15 protein-coding genes are annotated in these 19,779 nt (G+C 36.6%); 14 read left to right on the top strand and 1 reads right to left on the bottom strand.

The genetic code is table 11. The features are described from left to right. Window positions 1-64 precede the first annotated feature (64 nt). Window positions 65-2,464, top strand: a complete 2,400-nt coding sequence (locus RNZ47_RS02990) for a glycoside hydrolase family 31 protein (RefSeq protein ID WP_311936155.1) — start codon at window positions 65-67, stop codon at window positions 2,462-2,464. A 61-nt stretch (window positions 2,465-2,525) separates the two neighbouring features. Here RNZ47_RS02990 and RNZ47_RS02985 read toward each other — a convergent pair whose 3' ends face one another. Further along, on the bottom strand, window positions 2,526-4,361 hold the full coding sequence (locus tag RNZ47_RS02985) for a cation:proton antiporter (RefSeq protein ID WP_311936152.1): 1,836 nt from the start codon (window positions 4,359-4,361) through the stop codon (window positions 2,526-2,528). Window positions 4,362-4,458: 97 nt separating this feature from the next. On the opposite strand from RNZ47_RS02985, the gene RNZ47_RS02980 reads away from it, so the two are divergent. The 13 genes from RNZ47_RS02980 (at window position 4,459) to RNZ47_RS02920 (ending at window position 19,717) form a co-directional block, all read left to right on the top strand. Continuing rightward, window positions 4,459-5,307 carry a universal stress protein gene (locus RNZ47_RS02980; protein WP_311936149.1) on the top strand — a complete coding sequence of 283 codons (849 nt, stop codon included), beginning with the start codon at window positions 4,459-4,461 and terminating at the stop codon, window positions 5,305-5,307. After that, window positions 5,304-7,505, top strand: coding sequence for a SulP family inorganic anion transporter (locus RNZ47_RS02975; protein ID WP_311936147.1), 2,202 nt, complete (start codon window positions 5,304-5,306; stop codon window positions 7,503-7,505). Before RNZ47_RS02980 ends, RNZ47_RS02975 begins: the two co-directional genes overlap by 4 nt. A 160-nt stretch (window positions 7,506-7,665) precedes the next feature. Next, a complete protein-coding gene (locus tag RNZ47_RS02970; RefSeq protein ID WP_311936145.1) occupies window positions 7,666-8,526 on the top strand; it encodes an MBL fold metallo-hydrolase in 861 nt (286 codons plus the stop codon). Window positions 8,527-8,543: 17 nt separating this feature from the next. Then, window positions 8,544-10,142 carry a S8 family peptidase gene (locus RNZ47_RS02965; protein WP_311936141.1) on the top strand — a complete coding sequence of 533 codons (1,599 nt, stop codon included), beginning with the start codon at window positions 8,544-8,546 and terminating at the stop codon, window positions 10,140-10,142. Window positions 10,143-10,243: 101 nt separating this feature from the next. After that, window positions 10,244-12,094, top strand: coding sequence for a M1 family metallopeptidase (locus tag RNZ47_RS02960; protein WP_376717809.1), 1,851 nt, complete (start codon window positions 10,244-10,246; stop codon window positions 12,092-12,094). A 94-nt stretch (window positions 12,095-12,188) separates the two neighbouring features. Next, window positions 12,189-12,992, top strand: a complete 804-nt coding sequence (locus RNZ47_RS02955; protein ID WP_311936139.1) for an SDR family oxidoreductase — start codon at window positions 12,189-12,191, stop codon at window positions 12,990-12,992. Between the two features lie 125 nt (window positions 12,993-13,117). Beyond that, complete coding sequence (locus RNZ47_RS02950; protein ID WP_311936136.1) at window positions 13,118-13,450, top strand: ArsR/SmtB family transcription factor; 333 nt, start codon at window positions 13,118-13,120, stop codon at window positions 13,448-13,450. A gap of 37 nt (window positions 13,451-13,487) precedes the next feature. After that, window positions 13,488-14,120, top strand: coding sequence for an arsenate-mycothiol transferase ArsC (locus RNZ47_RS02945; protein ID WP_311936133.1), 633 nt, complete (start codon window positions 13,488-13,490; stop codon window positions 14,118-14,120). Window positions 14,121-14,123: 3 nt separating this feature from the next. Continuing rightward, the gene (gene arsB, locus RNZ47_RS02940) at window positions 14,124-15,170 is read left to right on the top strand and encodes an ACR3 family arsenite efflux transporter (RefSeq protein ID WP_311936130.1); all 1,047 of its coding nucleotides are present in this window, start codon (window positions 14,124-14,126) and stop codon (window positions 15,168-15,170) included. A gap of 151 nt (window positions 15,171-15,321) precedes the next feature. Continuing rightward, the gene (gene rnpA, locus RNZ47_RS02935; protein WP_311936127.1) at window positions 15,322-15,696 is read left to right on the top strand and encodes a ribonuclease P protein component; all 375 of its coding nucleotides are present in this window, start codon (window positions 15,322-15,324) and stop codon (window positions 15,694-15,696) included. Window positions 15,697-15,713: 17 nt separating this feature from the next. Beyond that, window positions 15,714-17,348, top strand: coding sequence for a S41 family peptidase (locus tag RNZ47_RS02930; RefSeq protein ID WP_311936124.1), 1,635 nt, complete (start codon window positions 15,714-15,716; stop codon window positions 17,346-17,348). Between the two features lie 38 nt (window positions 17,349-17,386). Beyond that, window positions 17,387-18,241, top strand: coding sequence for an OmpA family protein (locus RNZ47_RS02925; protein ID WP_311936122.1), 855 nt, complete (start codon window positions 17,387-17,389; stop codon window positions 18,239-18,241). Between the two features lie 6 nt (window positions 18,242-18,247). Continuing rightward, a complete protein-coding gene (locus RNZ47_RS02920) occupies window positions 18,248-19,717 on the top strand; it encodes a T9SS type B sorting domain-containing protein (RefSeq protein ID WP_311936119.1) in 1,470 nt (489 codons plus the stop codon). Window positions 19,718-19,779: the final 62 nt, after the last annotated feature.

Here is a 19,779-nt window from a genome sequence, read left to right as displayed (position 1 = left end):
AATTTCATCTTTAAAATATAATGATTTTAGTACTTTCGGCAATTAATTAAATTGCTAATCATTTATGATTTTAAATACCCAATTAGAATACAAAGGAGACTTGTTTCCTGCAACCATAAAAGCCTACAAAAAAGATGTGGATGTTCTGCATTTTTCAACTACAAATAACGTTATCCTTCAACTTACGGTTTTAAGGGATAGCGTATTGAGATTTAGATATACCACCGTTGGTAAATTTGAAAATGATTTTTCGTATGCTATTGATGAAAATGCAAGTAGAGGCTACAACCATTTGGAAATTTCAGATGATGATGAAAAATACATCGTTACCACATCAAAGTTAATCTGCTTCATTTACAAATCCGATTTAAGAAAATCCATTTTTGATGCCATAGACAAATCCCTTATCTGCGAAGACGAAAAAGGCTTCCATTGGGAAGAAAGTTACGAGTTAGGTGGCGATATTGTTAAAATGAGTAAAGCCGCCCAAAACGGAGAAAGCTATTTCGGTTTAGGCGATAAACCAAATCACTTAAACCTAAAAGGAAAGCGATTTGAAAACTGGGCTACCGATTCTTATGCCTACGGAAAAGACACCGACCCTATTTACAAAGCCATACCGTTTTACACGGCATTGCACGACAATAAATCTTACGGTATTTTCTTTGACAACACCTTTAAAACCTATTTCGATTTTTGCCACGAACGCAGAAACGTAACCAGTTTTTGGGCACAGGGAGGCGAAATGAACTATTACTTTATTTACGGCCCTAAAATGTTGGATGTGGTTTCAAATTACACCGATTTAACCGGTACACCCGAATTGCCACCACTTTGGGCATTGGGCTACCACCAGTGTAAATGGAGTTACTACCCGGAATCAAACGTTAAGGAAGTCACCTCAAAATTTAGAGAATTAAATATTCCCTGCGATGCTATTTATTTAGATATCGATTACATGGAAGGATTCCGTTGTTTTACATGGAACAAAGATTATTTTCCAGATCCAAAACGCATGGTTAAAGAACTGGCCGATGATGGATTTAAAACCGTGGTTATTATCGATCCGGGCATTAAAATCGATATGGATTACGATGTATTCCGCGAAGGTTTGGAAAAAGATTATTTCTGTAAGCGCGCCGATGGCCCATACATGAAAGGTAAAGTATGGCCCGGGGAATGTTATTTCCCGGATTTCACAAGACCAGAAGTTAGAAAATGGTGGGCTGGATTATTTAAAGAGCTCATAGAAGATATTGGCGTAAAAGGTGTTTGGAACGATATGAACGAACCCGCCGTAATGGACGTTCCCGGAAAAACCTTTCCTAACGATGTAAGGCACGATTACGATGGTAATCCTTGTAGCCACCGTAAAGCACATAACATTTATGGAATGCAAATGGCACGCGCCACTTACCATGGTTTAAAAAAGTTTAATTACCCAAAACGCCCATTTGTAATTACACGATCGGCTTATTCGGGTACACAGCGTTATACCTCAACTTGGATGGGAGACAACGTAGCATCATGGGAGCATTTACAAATAGCAAATATCCAAGCGCAGCGTTTAGCCATGTCGGGCTTCTCTTTTGCCGGATCGGATATTGGTGGATTTGCCGAACAACCCAATGGCGAATTATTCGCACGTTGGATTCAACTTGGTGTTTTCCACCCATTCTGTAGAACACATTCCTCTGGAGATCATGGCGACCAAGAACCTTGGGCTTTTGATGACGATATAACAAATATTGTACGCAAGTTTATTGAGATAAGATATCAATTATTACCTTATTTATATACCGCGTTTCATCAATATTCGCAGGATAATGTGCCTATGTTAAAATCGTTGGTTTTATTTGATCAAGACGATTCTCAAACACATTACAGAATTGATGAGTTTATTTGCGGTAACCAGCTGTTAATTTGCCCTGTTAACGAGCCAAATGCAAAAGGAAGACGTATGTACATTCCTAAAGGCGAATGGTTTAATTTCTGGACCAATGAGTTGGTTTCAGGTGGTAAAGAAACTTGGGTAGATGCCGATTTAGACAGTATGCCCATTTTTGTAAAAGCAGGTGCTATTATTCCTAAATACCCCATACAGCAGTATGTTGGCGAAAAAACAATTGATGAGTTAACACTTGATGTGTATTATAAACACGGTAAAGAGGATTCTGAATTGTACGAAGACGCCAATGACGGGTTTGATTACAAAAAAGGACGTTACAGTTTAAGAAAGTTTAACTTGACTGGAAATGATAATAAATTGGTTATCAGAATCCATAAAAGAGGAAAGTTCTTTACATCGTACAATACCTTTAAGCTCAATTTAATCGGATTGCCATTTAAAGTGAAATCCATCAAGATTGATAACGAATATATTGATTTAAAAGATGTTAAATTTAATGGTGAGAACTCTCTTGTTGTAAGTAAAGAGGTTACAAACATTCAAATTAAAGGATAGATAATTCTTAAAATTCGACTTTCAAAAAAGCCCTTTCAAAACAATTTTGAAAGGGCTTTTTTTATACCTCTTCCACATCAAAGGGTTTTCCTAAATACACCAACTGAAATCCTTCTTCAATGGCATCAACCTCCAAATTATAAGACGATATAATATGCAGCTCACCTTCATTGTCTTTTATAAATAGAGGAATAATATCCTTGTCCTCATTGGTTATGCTAATCAAGCTTTCGTAGTGCTCTTTATCCTGTAAATCAATCTCCTGTATTGATGGGTGCCTTCTTGTTAAATCTAACAACGAACTAAAATCATCCGTATGGGAAAACAAACCTTCTCTTGGGTTGTTGTTTTCGTCTAGCATTTCATTTGTGGTTACCAATCTAAAAGAACCATTTTCACCAAATTGTTGGCTAAATTTATTAATGGCGTATTTGTTTATATCCGGATTTCCGGTGAGCGCCATTAAATAGCCCATATCATTTAACTCAATATTATCCATTAACCGATCCGAATAAATATTTGTGCTCAAAGCCTCTAGTCCCAGTTCTTTGGCTTTTTTAATGTTTCGTTCGTTACTGTCAATTAGCACCACGTGCCTCCCGTTTGTTGCCAGATAATGCCCAATCAATCTAGATATTTTTGAGGCTCCAACTATTAAAATACCTTCCGATTTTGTTAAAAACACTCCAACTAGTTTTGCAAACCGACGCGCTGTTGTAGCGTTTAATAAAACGGTTCCTAAAACAATCATAAACACTAAAGGTGTTATGTATTCGGCACCAGCAACACCCTGTCGCAATAATTTACTGCCAAATAACGAGGCAATTCCGGCAGCCACAATACCACGCGGGCCAACCCAACTAATAAACAGTTTTTCGTTAAGCTTTAAATTGGATCTGAGCGTGCTTAAAAACACCGCCAATGGCCTAATTACAAATACAATAATGGCAAAAAGGATGACGGTTTTCCAGGTGTACAGCAGCTTTAAATCATCAATATCAATATTTGCCGCCAACAGAATAAATAAAATGGAAATTAGTAAAACACTTAGAGATTCTTTAAAATAGAGCAGTTCTTTTAGGTTTTCCAACTTGCTATTGCCCAAAACCATACCCATTACAACAACAGCTAAAAGCCCAGATTCATGGGCAAAAATCTCGGACTCTACAAAAACCAGCAACACCGTGGATAGCGATACAACGTTTAATAAATAGTGCGGAATGAGCTTTTTGTTAATCGCGAAAGCCAAGGCGTGGGCAAAAGTAAATCCGAAGGTTGTGCCAAAAAGAATAATTTTGCCAAACTCCATTAAGGCCGTTTTTGTAAAACCGCTGTCCCCACCAACGCTTATAAACTCAAATACCAATACCGCCACCAAAGCGCCAATGGGATCTATTAAAATACCCTCCCACTTTAAAACGGCAGAGACATCTTTTTTAAGCGGAATGTTTCTTAAAATAGGGGTAATTACTGTTGGTCCGGTAACAATAACCAATCCTGCAAACAAAAAGGAAAGTTCCCAACTTAAGTTAAAAATAATACGGGCCAATATGCCGGCACCAAAAAAAGTAATGGCAGAACCCAAGGTGATTAATTTGGTAATTACAGGACCTACATTTTTAATTTCCGCTCGTTTTAAGGTTAAGCCACCTTCAAAAAGAATAATGCTTATGGCAAGCGATACAAAGTAGTATAATCCGTCTCCCGGGAAAAGCCCTTTTTTACCATTCCAAATAGGCTCAATCCATTTGGTACCATCTGCACTTAAATATTCGGCAGCTATTGGACCAACAAATAATCCGATTAAAATTAAGGGTAAAATGGCGGGGATTTTAAATTTCCATGCCACCCATTGTGCTAATATGCCTAAAATGATAATACCTGCTAATTCTAACATAAATATTTTTTAAGGCACTAATTTAAGTAAAACAGATGATTCCATGTTTTTAAAAAAATACTATCTTTCACCTTTCAGCAAATAATCAAAATAAACCGTGTCATTAAAACCCTTTAAAAGTATTGGAATTGGTGTAGCTTATTCGCCCAACTTAAAAGCCAATCTCTTTGAGGCCGCTCGTTTAGCTATTTTTTTTAGCTCCAAGTTGATTTTAATCCATGTTGGCGAAAACTCCGAGGAAAAAATAAACATGCTTAAAGTTATTCTTAATAGTTTTAAAAAAGATAACTTAAATTACGAAGTGGTTTTTAAAACGGGTAATCCTGTCGATGTGATTTTATCGACCACAGAAGAAAAAAAGATAGACCTTTTAATTCTTGGCGCCTTACAACGCGAGCAATTTTTAAAATACTACGTTGGCTCAATTGCCAGAAAAATTACCCGCAACGCCAAATGCTCTGTTTTACTGTTGATAAAACCTGCGGTTGAACGCGTACCTTGCGAGCATATTGTGGTTAACGGTTTAAAAGACCCAAAAACAGAGCAAACCATAAAAGTGGCTTTTTACGTAGCCACAAAGTTAAGTTCTGAAAAAATTACTATTGTTGAAGAAATTAAACAAGACCAAATAGCCGTAAAAGTTGATGACGATAAATCGCTAAGACGTGCCAATATTATTAAAGAACGTATCAAGCTAAGGGAAAACTCCAGAATTAAAGAGATTATAAGCCATATTCCCGAAACTTACACCAAAAGCAAAGCCATAAAACTACAACCTATTTTTGGTAAAAAAGGCTATTCTATTGGGCATTATGCACAAATTTCGCGTGCCGATTTACTCGTGATGAATGCACCCTCGAAAATGACCTTTTGGGACCGCCTGTTTCCGCATGATATCGAACATATTTTAACCGAATTACCAACCGATGTTTTAATTTTACAATGAGTCCGAAAAAAAATAATTTAAGAGCCTTTGTTAAGGACTTACCTAAAAATATTTTTTCGGGGTTTGTGGTAAGCCTTATTGCCTTGCCTTTGGGTTTAGGACTTGCTATGGCCAGTGATGCGCCACCCATTTCTGGAATTATTGCCGCCATAGTTGGTGGCATTATGGTATCTATTTTAGGCGGAAGCCACGTTACCATAGCGGGGCCAGGAAACGGATTGGTTGGTGTGCTTTTAGTTGCTATTACTACTTTAGGTTTAGAAAACGCTTATGTTGCCGTTATTTTTTCTGGCGTACTTATTATGGGCTTGGGTTTCTTTAGAATGGGCACCCTTGCCGATTTTTTCCCGTCGTCTGCCATTCAGGGTATGCTTGCAGCCATTGGGCTTATTATTCTTGGCAAACAGTTTCATATTATGCTTGCCCATAAAATTAAGCGCGAAGACACGGTTGATTATCTTTTTGAAATCCCTTTTTCCATCAACGATGCTGTGAATTACGAAAACACAGGCTTAATTTACGCTGCTTTGGCCGGTGTTTTAAGTTTGGTAATTATGCTGTTCTATTCAAAAATCAGGAATAAATATTTACAGCTTATCCCTGCGCCCATGTGGATTGTTATTTTGTCCATTGGGTTTAGTTATTATTTCGAGTTGGGTTTGCACGAACCAAATCCCATAGCAAAAGAATATATGATTTCCGGCATTCCATCCATTCAAAATATAATTTCGGATATTCCAACGCCTAATTTCAGCAATATTTGGTCGTTTTCCTTTTGGGGAAGCGTTTTGGCCTTAACCCTTATTTCGGGCATTGAATCATTGTTAAGCATTAAGGCAGTTGATAAACTAGACCCGGAAAAAAGACGCTCCAATGTAAACAAAGACCTTAAAGCCTTGGGTTTGGCCACGGTTGGCAGCGGTTTTTTGGGCGGATTAAATGTGGTAACCGTTATTGCGCGTAGCTCGGTTAACGTAAATAATGGTGCCAGCAACCGCTCGTCAAACTTTTTTCACGCCGTTTTTTTGGTGTTATTTATTGTTTTGTTTAGCACGCAACTTACCCGAATTCCGTTGCCTGCATTAATGGCTATATTAGTGTATGCTGGGTATAAATTAGCGTCGCCTCGCGTTGTCACCAAAATATTTTCAATAGGAAAAGAGCAACTTATCATCTTTTTTGTAACCTTAATCCTGACTTTAAAAATAGGGTTGATTACCGGCATAATTGCTGGGGTTATTACCACATTAATCATTCATTTTATTATTAGTAAAAGTGTTGGACTGTTTTTTAGAAACGTTTTAAAACCCAATGTTTTAATGTTTAAGGAAACCGCTGACGATAACAATTATTACGTTAGTGTTAAACATTTTTGCAGTTTTTTAAATTACTACAGACTTAAAAAACAACTTGATGCCGTTCCTGAAAATGAAGATGTTATTGTAGATTTTTCGTTGTGCGAGTTTGTGGATCATACCGTGATGGAAAACATGCACAGCTACCAAGAATTATTTAATAAACGCGGTGGTCATTTTGATGTGATTGGTTTAGACATGCACGATACCGACTCCAAACACCCGTTTGCTTTAAGGCGCATGCTTCCGGTGCCAAGAATTATTAAAAATAGTTTAACAAGGCGCCAAACCAATATGGAGGTTTTGGCCGAAGACTACAACTTTAATTACAGCCCTAAAAAAGAAAAAGAAGTATCGGCTTTAAACCTATTTCAGTTTTTCAGCACCAAACACATCAATCATATTTACAATAAATTAGTGCATAAAAAAAACACTATTTCGTTGTTCGATATTGAGTTTTCAGAAGGTGAACTTATCACTAAAGAAGTGGTGCGTTCCACCATGCTTCATATCGAATTAAATCATACCATCCCAAAATTCACCTTGGATAGGGAAGGTTTTTTGGAAAAAGTATCGGCGCTTGCCGGCTTTAAAGATATTGATATTGAAAACCACGACGATTTCTCCGATCGTTTTTATTTGCAAGGCGAAAACGAAAAGGCAATTAGTGCCTTTTTTAATGACGATTTAACACATTTTTTTGAAAGCAACCCGTACTACCATGTAGAATCTAACGGAAGCTCTTTACTCATTTTCGGAAAGGAACGTTTGGCAAGTATAAAGGAAATTAAAGCCTTGTTCGACTTTGGAAAGCGTTTAAAAGATGTTATTGCACCAAACTAGCCCTCTGAATTCTTAATATATTCTTAACCTTCATAAGAATTCACAATAGATTTCTTAATTTTACGCCGCTATGAAATGAGTCTTATTAAATTTTTGATACCGCCCGTAAAATTTAATGACGAATTACATCTGACATATAAAAAACAACAACTATTAACAGATGAACTTATACCCCATAAATGCCGGTAATTTTAAGCTAGATGGTGGCGCCATGTTTGGTGTGGTCCCTAAGTCATTGTGGCAACGCAGCAATCCTGCCGATTCCAATAATATGATTGATCTCACTGCCAGATGCTTGCTTATTGAAGATGGCAATCGCCTTATTTTAATAGATAACGGTATGGGCGATAAACAATCCAGTAAATTTTTTGGCTACTATCACCCTTGGGGAAACGAAACTTTAGACAACTCGCTTAAAAAATACGGGTTTCATAAAGATGACATTACCGATGTGTTTATGACGCATTTGCATTTTGACCATTGCGGCGGAAGCATTACATGGAACAGCCAAAAAACAGGCTACGAAACAGCCTTTAAAAACGCTCACTTTTGGAGCAACAAAAACCATTGGCAATGGGCAACCCAACCCAATAGGCGTGAACGCGCCTCGTTTTTAAAAGAGAACATTTTACCCATGGAAGAAAGCGGACAGCTAAAATTTACCGCGCTCCCAGATACCGATTTACTTAAAAACTCAGCCCTTGGGTTCGATATATTTTTTGCCAACGGCCACACCGATAAACAAATGATTCCCATGATTAACTACAAGGGGAAAACCATTTGTTTTATGGCCGATTTATTGCCAACCGTAGGCCATTTGCCTTTACCCTATGTAATGGGTTACGACACTAGGCCGCTTTTGACTTTAGACGAAAAAGAAAAGTTTTTAAACCTTGCTGCCGATAATAATTTCTACTTGTTTTTAGAGCACGATGCCCATAACGAAATTATTACCGTAAAACACACCGAAAAAGGCGTGCGATTAGCAAGCATATTATCTACAAACGATATATTCAATTAACCTATAATTTATTACAAATGAACTTTACAAAATCATTCCTACTTACCGCATTAATAGCGTCTATATTTTATGGCTGTGGTAGTACAGCAAGCATCATATCAACACCGGTTGAAAACATTGATGCCATTCCTTTAAAGGTTTCAGAGCTAACCGAAGCCGAAAAACAAAACTGGGGTCATTTAGACTTGGTACAAGACACCATTCCCGGCATGAGTGTAGATAAAGCTTACGCTGAAATTATTAAAAACAAAAAAGGAAAATCCGTTATTGTGGCGGTTATCGATTCAGGCATTGATATCGATCACGAAGATTTGAACGCCAACATTTGGACCAACACAAAAGAAATTCCGAATAACGGAAAAGACGATGATAATAATGGATACGTAGACGATATACATGGGTGGAATTTTTTAGGAGATGCCTATGATGAGCAATTGGAATATGTGCGCTTAATTGCAAGCGGAGATACATCAAATCCTCGCTATAACGAAGCAGTCGCTTTACATGAAAAAGAATCAAAAAAATATTTGGAAAGAAAAACCCAGTACGACCAAATTGCGCAGGCTGTAAAAAATGCCGACGATATTTTAACCCAACATTTGGGAAAAAGTGATTATACCATTGAAGAGGTAAATAAAATTAAAACCGAAGACCAAAATTTATATCAAGCCATTCAAATCGCTAAGAACATGAATCTTAATGGGTTGACTTTAGCTGAAGCAAAAAAAGAAATTAATGATGCTTTAGAAAGCATTAACGAGCGTTTAAACTACCACTTTAATAAAGATTTTAAAGGGAGAACCACGGGTGATGACATTAATGATTTATCTGATGTAGGTTACGGTAACGGCAATGTTAAACCCGTAAAAAAATCTGAATCACACGGTACACATGTGGCAGGTATTATAGCCGCTGTACGCAACAACGGAAAAGGCGCTAATGGAGTTGCCAATAACGTTGAGATTATGTCTATAAGAGCTGTACCAAATGGTGATGAATACGACAAAGATATCGCGTTAGCCATCCGTTACGCCGTAGATAATGGCGCAAAAGTAATTAACGGTAGTTTTGGTAAATCGTTTTCACCACACGCCCAATGGGTAAGAGATGCTATAAAGTATGCTTCAGATAACGATGTGGTATTTGTGCATGCCGCCGGTAACTCTGGCGAAAATGTTGATATTGAGCCTAACTTCCCTGATGATAATGTGGATTTTGTTGAAATTTCAAATACATATATTCGAGTTGGTTCCTTAACTTCAAAATACGGGTCGAACATGATTTCCAGCTTTTCAAATTACGGAAAAAAGAATGTAGACGTATTTGCACCCGGATCGGCAATCTATTCTACATTCCCGGAAAACGAATACAAAAGCATAAGCGGAACTTCTATGGCTGCTCCTGCTGTTGCCGGTGTTGCGGCTTTAATTCGTTCGTATTTCCCAAAATTAAGTGCTGCACAAGTAAAACAGGTTATTTTAGATTCCGGACTTGCGGTTAAAACCAAAGTTATTGTTGGTGGCGATACCAATAACGTGAAACCTTTTGCCGATTTATCAAAATCATCAAAAATGGTTAACGCTTACAATGCCTTAATTATGGCATCAAAAATTTAAACCTTTAAAAATTGATTTTAAAGAGGCTGTCGAAATAGTCTAATTCGACAGCCTCTTGTTTATAATTCTATCAAAAAAATTCAATAAAAAAATAATCTATCATGAAAAAAATAATGCTTCCTTTTTTCAGTTTTTTACTAGTGCTATCCTGTAATAGTCAAAAAAATATAGCCGTTGCCCAAACACCAACGCCCACAATGCCAGCATCAGCACCAAACTCAGGTTATTGGCAGCAACATGTAGATTATAAAATGCATATTGATATGGATGTAAACACCTATCAATACAAAGGAAAACAAGAATTGATATATACCAATAACTCGCCAGATGTTTTATACCGTGTCTATTATCATTTGTATTTTAATGCCTTTCAACCCGGAAGCGAAATGGATGTGCGCTCCAGAACCATTGCAGATCCAGATGCTAGGGTTGGCGATAGAATAAGCAAATTAAACCCTAACGAAATTGGTTATATAAAAGTAAATTCTTTAAAACAAAACGGTGTAAATATTAAACATGAAACCGTTGGTACTGTTTTAGAAGTCGATTTAGCAAAGCCTATTCAACCGGGTGAAAAGGTGACTTTTAACATGGATTTTGATGCCCAAGTTCCGGTTCAAATTCGCCGTTCGGGCAGAAACAGTAAAGAAGGTGTGGCACTATCCATGGCGCAATGGTATCCTAAAATGGCGGAATACGATTTTGAAGGTTGGCATGCCGACCCATATATTGGAAGGGAATTCCATGGCGTTTGGGGCGATTTTGATGTTAAGCTCAGTATTGATAAAAACTATATTGTTGGCGGTACGGGCTATTTACAAAATCCCAATCAAATTGGTTATGGTTACGAAACCGGCACGGTTAATAGACCCAATACCGATAAACTCACTTGGCATTTTAAAGCTCCTAACGTGCACGATTTTACATGGGCTGCAGACCCAGATTATATACACGATGTGTTACAAATGCCCAATGGCCCAACACTTCATTTCCTGTACAAAAAAGATTTGAATGCCAATGAACTGGAAAATTGGAAAAAACTTCAGCCTAAAACAGCTGAACTCATGCAGTTTTTCAATAAGCACATTGGTAACTACCCGTACAAACAATATTCTGTAATTCAAGGTGGCGATGGCGGTATGGAATATGCCATGAGCACATTAATAACAGGAAAAAGAAGTTTTGGTAGCTTGGTTGGTGTAACAGCACATGAGCTAGCTCACAAATGGTTTCAGTTTTTACTGGCCACAAACGAAACAAAACACGAATGGATAGACGAAGGCTTTACGGTATACATAAGCAATCATGCCATGAATGAGGTTATGAATCAGGGCAAAAAAAACCCTTTAACAAGTGCGTACAACAGCTACATAGGTTTGGCAAAATCTGGATTAGAACAACCGCTTACCACACATTCCGACAGATACGAATTTAACAGCGTTTACAGTACTCAAGCGTATAGCAAAGGCGCTGTGTTTTTAGCCCAATTAGGTTATGTTATTGGCGAAGAAAATTTACAGAAAACCATTAAAAAATATTTTAACGATTTTGCCTTTACACACCCAAAACCCTTTGATATAATACGAACTGCTGAAAAGGTTTCGGGCTTGGAACTCGATTGGTATTTTATAGATTTTGCACAAACCACAAATACTATTGATTACGGTGTTAAATCCGTTGAAGGGAACACGATTACTTTAGAGCGTATCGGGTTAATGCCCATGCCTATTGATGTAACGGTAACCTATAACGATGGAAGCAGCGAAGATTTCTATATCCCATTAAGAATGATGCGTGGCGAAAAACCAACAAAGGCGACGATAATAAAAGATTGGGCTTGGGCTTATCCCACCTATGCGTTTGAAACCTCAAAGGCCATAAAATCGGTTCAAATAGACCCTTTGGAAATGATGGCAGACGTTGATAAAACGAATAACAGAATCAGTATTTAAAGTTACTATAAAAAAGCGTTGAATAACTTAATTGCATATCGGTTATTCTTTTAATAGGTTTGGATATACTAATGTTGGCAACCATAACAAAAAAATGCAATTAAAAGATAAAACGGTTTTAATAACAGGTGGAGCATCTGGAATTGGCAAAATAATGGTTCGTTTAATGTTAGAACGAAAAGCCAAAGTAATTATTTGGGACATTAATCAAGAAAGCATTGATAAAACCATAGCTGAATTTTCAAACATTGGAGAGCTATTTGGGTACAACGTTGATGTTTCAAACCTGAAACAAATTCAAGATACCGCTAAAAAAGTTAAATCGGAACAAGGTGTTGTTGATGTATTAATCAATAATGCCGGCATAATAGTAGGCAAATATTTCAATGAGCATACAGCCTCCGATATTATGAAAACAATGGAAATTAATGCAACTGCCCCCATGTTTATCACCATGGAATTTCTTAAGGATATGTTGCATCAAAATTCAGGACATATTTGCAATATTGCTTCGTCTGGCGGGTTGGTTTCAAACCCTAAAATGTCTGTTTACGCAGCAAGCAAATGGTCGCTCATCGGTTGGTCGGACAGTTTGCGTTTGGAGATGAAGCAATTGGATAAAAAAATAAATGTTACCACAATAATGCCCTACTACATCAATACAGGTATGTTTGATGGCGTAACATCCAAAATTCCAATTCTTGAACCGGAAACCGCAGCGTTAACAATTGTTAAGGCGATTGAGAAGAATAAAAAATTAATAAGCATCCCGGGCTACATTTACAGATTTACACGTTTCGGTCAAGCCGTAATGTCGATTAATATTTTTGATTGGTTTGCTGGAGATGTGCTCGGAATTTATAAAACCATGGAGCATTTCACAGGTCGTAAAAAGTAACGTTTAAATGGACTAGTCCTAAATCAAATCCACACAAATTATTACAGTTATTCTATCTTTTCTTTTAAAAAAATTTGTCGGATTACACATTAATCGTAATATTGCAATTAACTAATAAAAGGAAAGTGGGACTCTCAAAAACCGAAATGTTTACAGACCAACAAAATGAAATTGCACTTTTCGCAAAAGTTTTTGGTCATCCTGCCAGAGTAGCAATCTTACAACAACTCTTTAAAATTGACGCTTGCTATTGTGGTGATTTGGTCAACGAAATTGGATTGGCACAACCAACCATTTCGCAACATTTAAAAGAATTGAGACATTTAGGATTAATTAAAGGGAATGTTGAAGGAACAAGCGTTTGCTATTGCATTAACGCCGAAAATTGGATAAAAATGAAAGAGACTATGCTGCAATTTCTAAATCAAGATATCTCCAATAATGAAGACTGTTGTTAAAAAAAATTGACTAATAAACCGTTTAATCGCAACAAACATGATAACCGAAAAAACAACCTTGTACACCGAAATTAAACGTGTAATTAACGCTTTAAATATTGATGGTATATCCAATGAACGTAAAGCAATTTTACAACCGCTAGCGGATTTTATTCAGGCAAAAGTTTCAAATCATCAAGAAATTCGCATCAACTTTATCTGCACGCACAATTCACGAAGAAGTCATTTATCACAAGTTTGGGCGCAAACCCTGGCTTATTATTTAAATATTAAAAATGTGTTTTGTTATTCAGGTGGCACAGAAACCACGGCGCTTTTTCCAATGGTTGCAAAAACATTGCGGAACTCGGGATTTCAAATAAAAACCATTTCAAAAAGCGAAAATCCCATTTACGCTATTAAATATGCCGACAACGCGCATCCAATCATCGGTTTTTCAAAAAAAATGGATGATGATTTTAATCCAAAATCCGGACTTGTAGCGGTTATGACTTGCGATTCGGCAAATGAAGCCTGTCCTTTAGTTCCAGGCGCAGAACAACGCGTCCCGATAACTTTTGTAGACCCAAAAGCTTTTGACAACACCCCACAACAGGTTGAAAAATACCATGAAAGAAGCCTGCAAATCGCCACCGAATTGTTTTACGTTTTCTCGCAAATAAACCCCTAAAAAATGGCAGCAAAAAAACTAAGCTTTCTCGACAGAAATCTAACCTTATGGATATTTGTAGCCATGGCCATTGGTGTTGCGCTTGGCTATTTTATACCCTCATTTCCCAACATTATAAACTCGTTTAATAGCGGAACAACAAATATTCCGATTGCCATCGGGTTGATTTTAATGATGTATCCACCTTTGGCAAAGGTCAATTATTCTTTGTTACCAAAGGTATTTAGAAACACAAAAATACTTTCCATTTCGCTTATCCTTAATTGGATTATCGGTCCTGTTTTAATGTTTGTTTTGGCCATAACCTTTTTACGTGATTATCCCGAATATATGGTCGGACTCATTTTAATTGGTTTGGCACGTTGCATCGCTATGGTTTTGGTGTGGAACGACCTCGCGGAAGGCAGCAGCGAATACGGCGCGGGTTTAGTGGCGTTAAATAGCATTTTTCAAGTGTTTGCCTACAGTTTTTATGCCTGGGTTTTTATCACGGTTCTGCCGCCTTATTTTGGATTTGAAGGCGCTATAGTAGATATTTCCATAGGAACGATTGCTGAAAGCGTCGCCATTTATTTGGGAATTCCTTTTGTAATGGGCATATTGAGCAGACACATTTTAGTAAAATTAAAAGGCGAGGCATGGTACAGCAATACATTTATTCCAACCATTTCGCCAATTACCTTAATTGCCCTTTTGTTTACCATTGTGATTATGTTCTCGCTGAAGGGCGAATTAATTGTTAAAATCCCGATGGATGTCCTCATCATTGCAGTGCCGTTGCTTATCTATTTTACTTTAATGTTTATTATAGGTTTCTTCGTTACCAAGGCATCAGGCGCAAAATACGATAAAACAGCTTCGGTGGCATTTACAGCGGCAGGCAATAATTTTGAATTGGCAATTGCGGTTGCCATTGCGGTTTTCGGACTAAATTCTGGCCAAGCATTTGCCGGAGTTATTGGGCCTTTGGTTGAAGTCCCCGCATTGATTTTATTGGTTAAGGTTTCCTTTTGGTTACGGAAAAAATATTACGATAAAACCAACGAATAAAGCCGTACTTACTATCAATTCAATACATATTTCTGCATTAAGGTTATTTGTATAATTATTCGTTTAATGTTCTTAAAGTAGCTTGGAAACCACCAATTGACCAACTAACAAATACATATTTTACTACCTTTGGCTTTTAAAACCATTGTTGTTGAAACTTACCTACTCAAAAAAAGAAAAACTTAAAAGCAAAAAACTCATAGACCAGCTGTTTGTAGAGGGGCAATCGGTTTCTGCGTATCCACTGCGTTTGGTGTATTTGCAAACCAATTTTGATGATGGGATTGTTGCAAAAACCGGGGTTTCGGTAAGTAAACGCAACTTTAAAACCGCCGTTGATAGAAACCGTATAAAACGTTTATTAAGAGAAGCTTATAGACTAAATAAAGCCGATTTTTTTAACAATTTAACAACACAACATGCGTTTATGATTTTGTACATTGGCAAAGATAAACCCACATTTACCCAAGTTGAAACCAAAATGAAACACGTATTTAAAAAGTTTTTGGACAAGGTTTCAGAATAATATAAAAGACCCACAACATGAAAAATCTCCTAAAAAAGAACGTAATTATTCCAGTTCTAGCATTAACTATCCTTTTTACGGGATCGGCTTTTAAAAACGATTTTTTTGAAATCGCCAAACAAATTGAAATATTCACCACTTTGTTTAAAGAACTCAACATGAATTATGTTGACGAGACCAATCCGGGTGATTTAATGGATACCGCCATAAAAAGCATGTTGGCCGATTTAGACCCCTATACCAACTTTTTAAACGAACAAGATGTTGAAGCCGCCAGAATCAATAATACCGGCGATTATATTGGAATTGGAGCCAAAGTGCGAACCCTTAAAGACAAACTCGTTATTGTTGAGCCTTATAAAGATTATCCAGCCGATAAAGCGGGTTTAAAAGCCGGAGACGAAATTATTAAAGTGGGCAATACCTCTGTTGAAAGCTATAAAGATGATGCGGGCAATTTACTAAAAGGTGCCCCGGGAACTTCGGTTGAAGTGACTTATAAACGACAAAACCAAACCAAAACAGCCACCATAAACAGAGCGGAAGTAGAGATTAATGCGGTACCTCATTTTTCAATGATTAATGAAAAAACCGGGTATATAGTGCTGTCGCAATTTAATAACAAGGCAGCCTCACAAACCAATTACGCACTTCGGGATTTAAAGGCTCAAGGTGCCGAACGCATAATTCTGGATTTACGCGGCAACCCGGGTGGATTGCTAAACGAGGCCATAAAAATTGTTAATTTATTTGTGCCAAAAGGGCAATTGGTGGTAACCACAAAATCTAAAGTAAAAAAATATAACCGAACCTATTATACACAAAAAGATCCGATTGATACCGAAATTCCTTTAGTGGTCGTAATCGATGGCGGTAGTGCATCGGCAAGCGAAATTGTTTCCGGCGCATTACAAGATTTAGATCGCGCCGTAATTGTGGGCTCCAGAAGTTTTGGTAAAGGTTTGGTGCAGCGCCCAAAAATTCTAACCTATGGTACGCAGGTTAAAATAACCATTTCCAGGTATTATACGCCTTCGGGCCGATGTATCCAGTCTTTGGATTATTGGAATAGAAACGATAAAGGCGAGGCCGTTAGGGTAAAACAAGAAAATTACAATGCTTATAAAACCAAAAACGGTCGACAGGTTTTTGATGGCGGCGGCGTGTTCCCTGATGAAAACTTAGGCACCTTAAAAAACTCTGCGGTTATTAATGCCATAGCAAACGAAAACCTGATCTTTGATTTTGCCACACAATATTATTACAACAATCAAATCACCGATATTGATGATTTTAAACTATCGGCTTCAGATTTTTCAGATTTTAAAAACTATTTAAAGGCCAATAATTTTTCCTTTGAAACCCAAACCGAAAAAGTCCTTTTAAAAGCCTTTGAAACGGCTGAAAAAGAAGATTTAGGTGATGCCATTAAAGCGGATTACAACACCTTAATTTCAAATTTAAGCACTTCAAAAACCAAAGCTATTGACGAGAATAAAGACTATTTGTTAACGCTTTTAACCAAGGAGATTGTAAAACGCTATGTTTACAGAGAGGGTTTATACGACTATTACAAAATTAACGACCCAAAAATAAAGAAAGCTACCGAAATTCTTAATAGCCCTTTAGCCTATTCCAATTATTTAAGATAAAACAGTATCTTTATACTTATATTCTATTCCCCCAAGTAATGAATAAATTAATTAGACTTATACTAATTGTACTTTGCTGTAATATCGCTTCTTCTCAAAGCAAACTTACGCACGATGTGTATTTTGATACCGATAAACACGTTGTACCATCTACCGAAGAAAACAGATTGCTGCTCTTTATCTCTAATTTAACCGATATCGATATTGAATCTATTTCCATTTATGGTTTTTGTGATGATGTTGGGGCCGATGATTATAACTTAATACTATCGCAACAACGCGCCGATGCTATAAAATCTATTTTTTCCAATAACGAAATAAGCGAATCATTAATTTCCAATGTTGATGGAAAAGGTAAAATTTTACTCAAAATAGTTAATGAAAAGAACCTTTTGAAAATTAGGGGTTTAAACCGAAAAGTAGAAATTATTGTAAAGCCAAAGCCGAAAATTGTTGAAGAAGTAAAGCCCATTGCGGAAACTGACAAAAAGAAAGATGTCCCGGAACAAATAAAAAGCAAACTTAAAGTTGGCGATAAAATAACTTTTGAAAATATTTTATTTAAAACGGGGTATGCTACGGTTACCCCCGGTTCTAAAAAAATACTAAACGCTATTGCCAATGCTTTGGTTGAACGCGACGATATTTATTTTACCATTCAAGGGCATGTTTGCTGTACGCAATTTTCGCGAGATGCCGTAAACAGAAAAACCAAAAAACGTAATTTATCTGAAGCTAGGGCGAAATATGTATATAATTATTTTGCCAAAAAAGGCGTTAGTAAAAAAAGGATGCGCTATATGGGTATGCGCCGAAAATTTCCACTTGGTGGCGACCCAAAATTTGATAGACGTGTTGAAATTTTAATTACGTATGTGGGTAATGAGAATTAAAAATGTATGGTTAATAAAATTAACTTTTTTACCTTATACTTATTTTTAATAAGTACCTATTGTATTTCTCAAAACACCTTTGTGCCTGATGATAATTTTGAACAAGCTTTAATCGATTTGGGCTACGATATAGGTCCTTTAGATAATTTTGTACCTACTGCAAACATTAATACCGTAACCAATTTAGATGTCGCCTCATTAAACATTTCCGATCTAACCGGGATTCAAGATTTTGCAGCCTTATCTATTCTTGATTGCTCGGATAATAATCTTTCCAGCTTATCAATTAGCTCCAATTTAAACCTTACCGAATTATTTTGTAACAACAACGCCTTAACCAGTTTAAATGTTTCGGCACTTTCGCTTTTAAAAATACTGTGGTGCGATTTTAATCAGCTTACAGCCATTGATGTTAGTAATAATTCAGATTTAATTTCATTAACCTGTGGTGATAATTTGATAACCAGTTTAGACGTAACACAAAACTTAAATCTAAATGTTTTGGTGTGCGAAAACAATCAAATACTAAATATAGATGTGACCCAGAATTTAACCCTAAACTCTTTACTTGTAAGAGGTAATCTGCTCACCACTTTAGATGTTACCAAAAACACCAATTTGGCTTTTTTAGATTGTGGCATCAATCAGCTCACTAATTTAGACGTCACCCAAAATTCCAATTTGCGTGTTTTACTCTGCTTTAATAACCTATTAACAAGTTTGGATGTTACCCAAAATACACTGCTTAGCGATTTAAGTTGTGTGCATAATCAAATTACACAATTAGATATGTCTAAAAACACTTCATTGGTAAATTTAGATTGCAGTCATAATGATTTGTGCTGGCTAAACATTAAAAATGGCACCAACGAAAATGCAACCATTATGCATTTTGATTTTAATCCTAATTTAACCTGTGTGGTAGTGGACGATGCCTCACTAAGTTACCCAAATTGGAAACCTTATCCGTATTCAAACTTTGTTAACGAATTATCCGAGTGCTCAAATTTTGTTCCGGTTGACACGTTACAGAATTTTATTGGTACAAACTATACTTTACCTGTACTTAACGACGGAAATTATTATACCCAATCAGGCGGAAACGGTACGTTATTACAGGCTGGAGATGTTCTAAACAGTTCTCAAACAATTTATATTTACAACGAAACAAGTTGCGATAGCAACGAATCCAATTTTACGGTTACCATTACAACCGAAGATTATTTTATTCCTAAATATTTTACACCAAACAACGATGGTAAACACGATTATTGGGTCGTTACAGACATAAATAACAGTATAAATAACATTTCAATTTATAACAGGTATGGGCAATTACTAAAGTTTTTGCTTCCTAATTCCCAAGGTTGGGATGGGATTTATAATGGTGAATTATTACCAACAGATAGTTATTGGTACAAAATTACCTTAAACAACAGAGAAGTTTTACGAGGTTATTTTGCTTTAAAAAGATGATTTTTTTATCTTTTTGTTTCTCTACTTTTAATAGTCATCTATGAAGTGTATTTAAAAACAGC

The organism is Hwangdonia seohaensis (genome assembly GCF_031932625.1).
In the GTDB taxonomy this organism is placed as follows: domain Bacteria; phylum Bacteroidota; class Bacteroidia; order Flavobacteriales; family Flavobacteriaceae; genus Hwangdonia; species Hwangdonia seohaensis.
The sequence above is the reverse complement of the archived record's forward strand: the minus strand, read 5'-3'. Positions and strand labels throughout refer to the sequence as shown.

What these genes read in the sequence shown, in the direction of transcription:
- RNZ47_RS02990 (WP_311936155.1), top strand. Translation starts at nt 65, where the DNA reads ATGATTTTAAATACCCAATTAGAATACAAAGGAGACTTGTTTCCTGCA.
- RNZ47_RS02985 (WP_311936152.1), bottom strand. Translation starts at nt 4,361, where the DNA reads ATGTTAGAATTAGCAGGTATTATCATTTTAGGCATATTAGCACAATGG.
- RNZ47_RS02975 (WP_311936147.1), top strand. Translation starts at nt 5,304, where the DNA reads ATGAGTCCGAAAAAAAATAATTTAAGAGCCTTTGTTAAGGACTTACCT.
- RNZ47_RS02970 (WP_311936145.1), top strand. Translation starts at nt 7,666, where the DNA reads ATGAACTTATACCCCATAAATGCCGGTAATTTTAAGCTAGATGGTGGC.
- RNZ47_RS02965 (WP_311936141.1), top strand. Translation starts at nt 8,544, where the DNA reads ATGAACTTTACAAAATCATTCCTACTTACCGCATTAATAGCGTCTATA.
- RNZ47_RS02960 (WP_376717809.1), top strand. Translation starts at nt 10,244, where the DNA reads ATGAAAAAAATAATGCTTCCTTTTTTCAGTTTTTTACTAGTGCTATCC.
- RNZ47_RS02955 (WP_311936139.1), top strand. Translation starts at nt 12,189, where the DNA reads ATGCAATTAAAAGATAAAACGGTTTTAATAACAGGTGGAGCATCTGGA.
- RNZ47_RS02945 (WP_311936133.1), top strand. Translation starts at nt 13,488, where the DNA reads ATGATAACCGAAAAAACAACCTTGTACACCGAAATTAAACGTGTAATT.
- arsB (WP_311936130.1), top strand. Translation starts at nt 14,124, where the DNA reads ATGGCAGCAAAAAAACTAAGCTTTCTCGACAGAAATCTAACCTTATGG.
- RNZ47_RS02930 (WP_311936124.1), top strand. Translation starts at nt 15,714, where the DNA reads ATGAAAAATCTCCTAAAAAAGAACGTAATTATTCCAGTTCTAGCATTA.
- RNZ47_RS02925 (WP_311936122.1), top strand. Translation starts at nt 17,387, where the DNA reads ATGAATAAATTAATTAGACTTATACTAATTGTACTTTGCTGTAATATC.
- RNZ47_RS02920 (WP_311936119.1), top strand. Translation starts at nt 18,248, where the DNA reads ATGGTTAATAAAATTAACTTTTTTACCTTATACTTATTTTTAATAAGT.